The 7,239-nt window shown below is 64.5% G+C and carries 4 protein-coding genes; all 4 read left to right on the plus strand.

From position 1 onward, the window contains the following. The first annotated feature begins 429 nt into the window (after nt 1-429). A complete protein-coding gene (locus tag BLR02_RS25170) occupies nt 430-1,710 on the plus strand; it encodes a pilus assembly protein TadG-related protein (RefSeq protein ID WP_176849813.1) in 1,281 nt (426 codons plus the stop codon). A gap of 4 nt (nt 1,711-1,714) precedes the next feature. Next, nucleotides 1,715-2,122 (plus strand): TadE/TadG family type IV pilus assembly protein, encoded by a 408-nt coding sequence (locus BLR02_RS25175; protein ID WP_176849814.1) that lies wholly within the window; start codon nt 1,715-1,717, stop codon nt 2,120-2,122. Further along, nucleotides 2,100-2,546 carry a TadE/TadG family type IV pilus assembly protein gene (locus BLR02_RS25180; RefSeq protein ID WP_090665086.1) on the plus strand — a complete coding sequence of 149 codons (447 nt, stop codon included), beginning with the start codon at nt 2,100-2,102 and terminating at the stop codon, nt 2,544-2,546. The genes BLR02_RS25175 and BLR02_RS25180 overlap by 23 nt, the downstream gene beginning before the upstream one ends. 626 nt (nt 2,547-3,172) lie before the next feature. Continuing rightward, nucleotides 3,173-7,239 (plus strand): malectin domain-containing carbohydrate-binding protein (locus BLR02_RS30935; protein ID WP_218128056.1); only part of this gene is annotated, 4,067 nt, incomplete at its 3' end.

The raw sequence follows: 7,239 nt of genomic DNA on the forward strand, positions 1-7,239 counted from the left end.
GCCATCGCTTGAAGCCCGGGCGAGACGTCTTTTGGCTGTTTACGTCCCGCTTAAATCAACTTATGATAGATTTTAACGCGAAGTCAACACCTTTTGGTTGAGGACAAGGGCAGCTTAGCCATTGTTCGTTTGGCTGCCGCTGGTACAGGCAGGTGCCGCCCAGCAACGCCAGAGGGCTTACGCTAGGGATGATCGCAACTAATGGTGGATCAATTCTTGCCCGGTTCTCGTGCAGTCGATCTCCAGACCAAGTCGGGCTCGCAGCAGAAACCCAGGCCGCGCCGCGGGTTAGCGAAGAGGGCTGCTTCCGCATCGAAACTTGTGGTTGCAGGAGCGCCTGGCTTTCACCGTCTTATGTTGCGGCTGTGCACCAACATGTCCGGAATTGGTCGGGGCTTTCGCGGCATTCGTCTCGGTGGATGGGGCAGCGTGCGGCGGTCGGGATCGGACCAGCGAGGCACGGTCGCGGCCCTGGTCGCCGCCAGTGGCACCGTGCTGATCGGCTTTGCCGGGCTCGCGGTCGAGGGCGGCAGTTGGTACCTCGCCATGCGCCGGGCGAGCTCCGCCGCGGACCTTGCCGCCATGGCCGGTGCCTCGGCGCGCGACCAGGGCGGCTCGGCCAGCGCGGTTGCCCTCGACAGCGCGGCCCGCAACGGCTTTCCGGCTGGCGGCCGCGTCGGGGTGACGGTCAACAGCCCGCCCCTGTCCGGCACCTATGCCGGAAACGCAGCCGCGGTCGAGGTCATCATCACCCAGACCCAGACCATGAGCCTCGCGCGCCTCTTCCTCGCCAGCGCGCCCACTGTCCAGAGCCGGGCGGTGGCGGCTTCCAATGTGGATGAGGAGGTCTGCCTGCTGGCGCTCGGGGGCGGGCTCGAGCTCGGCGGCCGGAGCACCACCAATGCCCGGCGCTGCTCACTGGGCGCCAATTCCACGGCGCCCGGTGGCATCAACATCTTCGGCAATGCCAGCGTCCGGGTGGATGGGCTGGTGACGACCGGCACCTGCACGGGTTGCGACAGCGGTGACGTCTGGGCTGATGCGGCCAACAATATCCGCCCGGTCGTCCGCGCCAACCGGCCGAAGCCGATCGCCGACCCCTTCGCCGGCCTGCAGAGCTGGGTGCCGAGCCCGCCGCCTTGCCGAAGCAGCGCGGTGACCTTCAGCAGCAACCAGGCCACGCTCTCGCCCGGCGAGGCGATCTGCGGCGACCTCTCGGTCGGGCCGAAGGAGACCCTCAACCTCGAACCCGGCCTCTACTACTTCAAGAACGCGGATCTCTCCGTACAGGGCAAGATCAACGGCAATGGCGTGACCCTGGTCTTTACCGGCGATACCTCGCGGGTCGGCACCCTCAACATCAACGCGCAGGCGACCGGCATGCTGCGCGGCCCGACCGGCTCCCTCATCGCCGGCCATCCGGAGGCGGCCGGGGTGGTGCTCTACCGCGATGCACGCGCCACCAACAATGGTGACGAGAACAAGGTCCAGCTCAATGGCGGCGCCACCATGACGCTGTTCGGCGGGATGTATTTCCCCACCTCGGATGTCATCGTGAACGGCAACAGCGACATCGGCTATTCCAGCTGCCTCGGCGTCATCGGCTACAGGCTATCCTTCTCCGGCACTGCGGATACGCAGGTCGATGTCTCCGGCTGCGCCGGCTTCACCGGCTACGCCACGATCAAGACCATTCGGCTGGTGGAGTAGGGCGATGAGGCGAAGGCTCGGCTCGCGCGGCGTCGCCGCTTCGGAACTCGCCGTCATGGCGCCGGTCCTGCTGCTGCTGCTGGTTGGCACGGCGGATGTGGCGAACCTCATCCAGACGAATATCCGGCTGGACCGTGCGGTGCAGGCCGGCGCGCAATATGCGGCAGGGAACGAGACCGACCTTGCGGGAATTCAGGCCCAGGTCATGGCTGCCTGGCCGGAGCTGACGGCGGCCGATGTTCCCCTGCCGATCCTGGCCTGCGAATGCGCCGGCATCGCCATCGCCTGCGACCAGGCCTGCCCGAGCGGGCTGGTCCAGACCGTGGCGATCTCGGCCCAGCGCAGCCTTTCGCCCCAGTTGCTGACGGGTTTTGGGCGGGGAACCGGCCGTGCCGTGGTCCGCATCCGCTAGGCCCGGCGCGGCCCGCCGCCGGCGGGCGCAGGCAGGGGCGACGAGCCTCGAATTCGCGCTGGTGGGCAGCATCCTGCTCTCGCTGCTGCTCGGCAGCATCGAGATGGGCCGGTACATGTTCACGGTGGAGCTGGTGCGGGTCGCGGCGGCGGAGGCGGTGCGGCTGACGACGCTGCGCGGCAGCCAGAATCTCAACGCGGGAACAGCCGCCTGCTCCGGCCTGAGTGGCAACCTTTCAGGCGCCGGGCACCGAACACCCTTCCTTGATGCAAACGAGCTGGAGGTGACGATGAGCGGCTGCACAACGGCGGGCGGCATCACCACGGTCTCGATCGCGGTGGAATACCCATTCAGCTTCGCGGTGCCCTTCTTCGGCACAACCAGCAGGCCGGTTTCGGAGACGGCGAGGGCGGTGTTCCACTAGATATCGGCACTTGGCCGACTGGTGGCGCGGGCCGAGCGGTCGCAGACGACGATCAGCGGGGCCTGCAGGCCGAACGGCATGCGCCCGTGACGACGGCATAGCCGAGGATGAAACCAAGCCGCGCACAGGTGATGCCTGCGAAATGTGCGCCGGTCACTCGTCCTTCCGCGTCGCGGGGGCAAGCATGTGGCCTGCTGCGAAAAGACGAATGACAGCTGCGTCGCCTTCGCCGCATCGCCACGCATTCCGATAAGCTGGCTGCCAACGTCCTCCCCACCCTTCACCTCGCCGCAGCCGTCAGCGACCGGTGATGAAGCCGAGCCCTGACTGATGGCTGCGGCAAGAGGCCGATGCCGGCAGGGATCGGCTTGGCGGCCGAGGTTTCATTTCAGCTGGCGTCATTCCATCGGGCCGATCCAGCAGCTTCATGGCAGCTGATTTCCGTCAAGTTGCCGATAACAAGTCCCGGCTCATGCGGCTTTCAACCACATGGGTATTTACTTTATCCTAAAGTGGTACTTCTTGTGGAGTATTGATAATGGATGGCAGTTTCAATAAATTAAACAACACCAACAATGGTTCATCTCTACGTAATAGCCATTGTGTAGTCAGGCGGGCAGGTCGACATGGTCAATTTCGAGCAGTCCCAACTGAACGCCAGCATTGTAAATCCCACGTCATTGCAGTTCGGGCCTGACGGCCGTCTGTATGCCTCCCAGGTTGATGGCACAATCAAGGCGTTTTCCGTCGCGGTGACACCGACCGGTGGCTATGCCGTGACGTCGACCGAGACGATCAATCTCGTCAAGCAAATGCCCAACCACAATGACGACGGCGCATTCAATTCCAGTATCACCAGCCGCCAAGTGACAGGCATATTGGTCACCGGTACAGCGGCCAACCCCATCCTTTACGTCAGTTCCAGCGATCCACGTATCGGTGCCGGTACTGCACAAAACGATACGGGTCTCGATACCAACTCGGGGATTCTGTCCCGGCTGACCTGGACAGGCTCGGCGTGGTCCAAGCAGGACCTCGTCGTCGGGCTCCCTCGCAGCGAGGAAAATCATGCCGTCAACGGGATGCAGATAGATCCGGCGACCGGGCATCTTTTGTTGACGGTCGGCGGCAATACCAATGTCGGGGCGCCCTCTGCGAACTTTGCCTATCTTTCGGAATATGCCTATTCAAGTTCAATAGTGAGTATCGACTTGCAGAAGGTCGATGCGCTGCCGAGTACGGTGTATCGAGGTCAGACCTACAAATACATTCTGCCGACCGTGAACGACCCCAGCCGCACGGATGGGCCGAACGGGGTCGATGTCGTGGCCGCCGGACAGCCAGAAGTATTCGGAGGGAATGACGGCCTTAACCAGGCCCGCCTCACCGCCGACAGCCCTGTTCAGATTTACTCCACAGGGTACCGCAATATATTCGACATCGCCTTCACCCAGTCGGGCAAGATGTACGGTGTCGACAATTCCGGGAATCCCACCTGGGGCGGCACGCCTATTTACCGTCAGGCGAATGGCACTTTCTCGACGGTGCCCAACGACGATGTGACGAACCGGGTGAACAACGGCACCGGTTCGATCAACAAGGCGCCCCTGCACTGGATCGAGCAAGACTATTACGGGGGGCACGTAAACCCGATCAGGGCAAACCCGGATGGCGCCGGCCTTTACGACGCCAACAACATCCTCCTGCCGCTGCCCACGGACTGGCCGCCGGTCCCCCTGGCGATGGCGAATCCGGTCGAGGGCTATTACCTGCCACCCGAGCAAAGCCGCGCCGCACTGCTTCCATCGAGCCTGGAAACCCCGGTCAATCTCCGGGGCGAACTGACGACATTCCTCGGCTCGGTGAACGGTATCGACGACTATCGCGCAGCGGCCTTCGGCGGCGAGATGACCGGCGATCTCGTCGCGGCCTCGCTCAACGAGGACTTCATCTACCGGGTCGATCTCGCATCGGACGGGAAATCGGTGTTGGGCGTCACCAACCTCACGCCGAACGGGGTGTTGGGGGGCGGCAGCGCATTGGATGTCCACGCCGCTCCGGAATCCGGCCCCTTCGCCGGCACTTTATGGGTGGCGAGCTATGGCGGTGGCATCACGGTCCTGAAGCCGAATGCCTCCACGTCTCCGCCACCTTCCGGTGACACCGACGGGGATGGCCTCAGCGACATCGTCGATCGCTTCGGGGAGGATCCGGACAACGGCACGACGACGGTGCTGCAGGGTGGGGCGACACTGACCTGGGGCTTCAGCCAGAATCAGCCCCATCCCGGCCCGGCGGACTCGATCTACAATGTCGGTTTCACCGGCGTGATGACGAATGAGCTGGTCTCCTACAAGCAACAATATGTGCCGACGAGGGTTGTCGCCGGCGGTGCGGCGTCGGGCATCCTGCTGCAAGGCATCACGGAAGGAAGTGCCTACACCAGCAGGAACAATCAGCTGGATGCTTACCAGTTCGGCGTCGAAATCGCGCCTGCGGTGGACACCTTTACCGTCACCACTAGGATGGACAATCCTTTCGAGGCAACGACCCCGGCCAACTACCAGAATATCGGCTTCTTCATCGGAACGGGGGACCAGGCCAACTACCTCAAGATCGTGGCTGGAGCGACCGACCTGAACGGGGTGGCCAATGCGCCAACCATCGAGGTCGTATTCGAGAGCAACAACCAGGTTGTCAGCCAGCAGAAAATATCTGTTCCTGTATTTGGCGGAAGCCTGCCGCTCACTTCACTCGACAATATAGCGCTGAGCTTGAAGGTGGATCCGGATACGGGGCTGGTAACGCCTGGCTGGACGGTCACTCGCGGCGCCACCTCTGGCAGCACCGGCACCGTGGTCAACGGATCCGGCGTCCCCATCCAGGTCACCGGTGCGTTGCTCGAGGCGCTTGCAGGCACCTACGCCGTCCCCACCGGAACCGGCACCGATGTTCCGAGCGCCCTGGCGGTCGGCCTGATCTCCACTTCCAGCGGGCCTGGCGCGCCTTTCGATGCCACCTGGAACTCCGTCAGCATCACCTCGACCGCCGAGTCTCCCGTCGGGACGGCTGGTGCGGCCCGGCTGACGGTGACGCCGAACGGTGCGCTCGACGTCAGTACCTTCGACCCGAACACCCTCCGCCTTGAAAACCTGTCGACCAGCGGCAGGAACCTGACCCAGTTGCGCATCGACCTGAACAGCGCCATCCTGCCCGACGGGGCCTTCTTCGATCCCGCGCAGGCGGGCGGCTCAAGCGGCAAGCCGTTCACGATCGACAGCACGGTCGGAGCCTTCACCGCGACCGCAACCTATGCCGATGGCAGCGCCACGCTCGGCTACCGCCAACTGGTCGTCAATCTGACCGACTTCAATCCGGGCGAGACACTTGGCTTCTCGATCGACATCGACCCCGATTCGATGCGCGGCTACCCGCAGTCGGTCACGCCCGGCGCCGTATCCGGCGCGGAGCTGGCAGGAACCCACGTCACCTACGTCTTTGCCGACGGAACCCAGCAGGTTGTCGACCTCTTCGGCTCGGGTGTCGCACAGGCCGAGGCCACCAGCAGGACGTCGCCGGCCGCTGCCCCGACGGTTACGATCGGCGGCGTTAGCAGCGGCAACGTCTCAGTACCCTTCACGGATTCGAACGTCATCGTTTCCGGCACGCCCGGCAGCAGGGTCCGCGTCGAGGTCATGGCGGTCGAGCAGCAGGTGGTATCCTCCACCGACCCCTATCAGGGAAACAGCGCCACCCAGGTCACCTACCAGACGGTCACGCTCGATGCGGAGGGAAGGGCGGCGGCTGTGGTCGATGTGCTTCCCAATCGGGTCATGGTCGTGGCTGCGGCAGAGGTGGACGCACAAGGCGTTGTCGTAAGCGCGGTCAGTTCCCCACTTCGCGTCATCCAGGCCCAGGGCTCGGACACGACCCCGCCGAGTGCTGCTGGCGTGGCGGCTGACCTGAGTGCGGCGAACCAGACGCATACGGTGGCCGTCACCTACAGCGACCCGTCCGGGATCGCGCTGGCCAGCATCGGCACCGGCGACATCACGGTCACGGGCGGGGCGAACCCGGTGACGGTGACCGGCGTGACCACCCAGGGCAGCGGCAACCAGGTGGTGGCGACCTATACGCTGGCCTCCGGCACAGATGGGTTCACGGCCGCCGACAACGGCACCTACACCGTGGCACTCGCCGGCGGTGCGGTGGCCGACAGCAGGGGCAACGCCACCACGGCGGCGACGCTCGACACCTTCGTCGTGAACATCGGGTCGACAGCCCCGGCCGCACGGGCCATCAACACCGGCGGCGCGGCCTATACCGACGCCGACACCGGCACCCAGTACGCGGCCGACACCGCCACCGCGCCCAACCCCGCCCTGGTCGGCGCCAGCACGGTGAGGACGACCACCGCGGCCATCGCCAACACGAACGACGACAGCTTCTTCCAGTCCTACCGTTTCGGCAAGGACTTCGGCTACAACATCGCCCTCCCCAACGGCACCTACACGGTCGAGCTCGACTTCATCGAGACCTTCTTCACCAGCGCGGGACAGCGGAGGTTCGACGTCCAGCTGGAGGGGCAGGAGGTCATCTCCAACCTCGACCTCTTCACCGCGGCCGGCGGCATCAACACCGCCTACATCGCCACCAGGACCGTGTCCGTCACCGACGGGCAGCTCAACCTGCG

This window comes from Belnapia rosea (genome assembly GCF_900101615.1).
Classification (GTDB): domain Bacteria; phylum Pseudomonadota; class Alphaproteobacteria; order Acetobacterales; family Acetobacteraceae; genus Belnapia; species Belnapia rosea.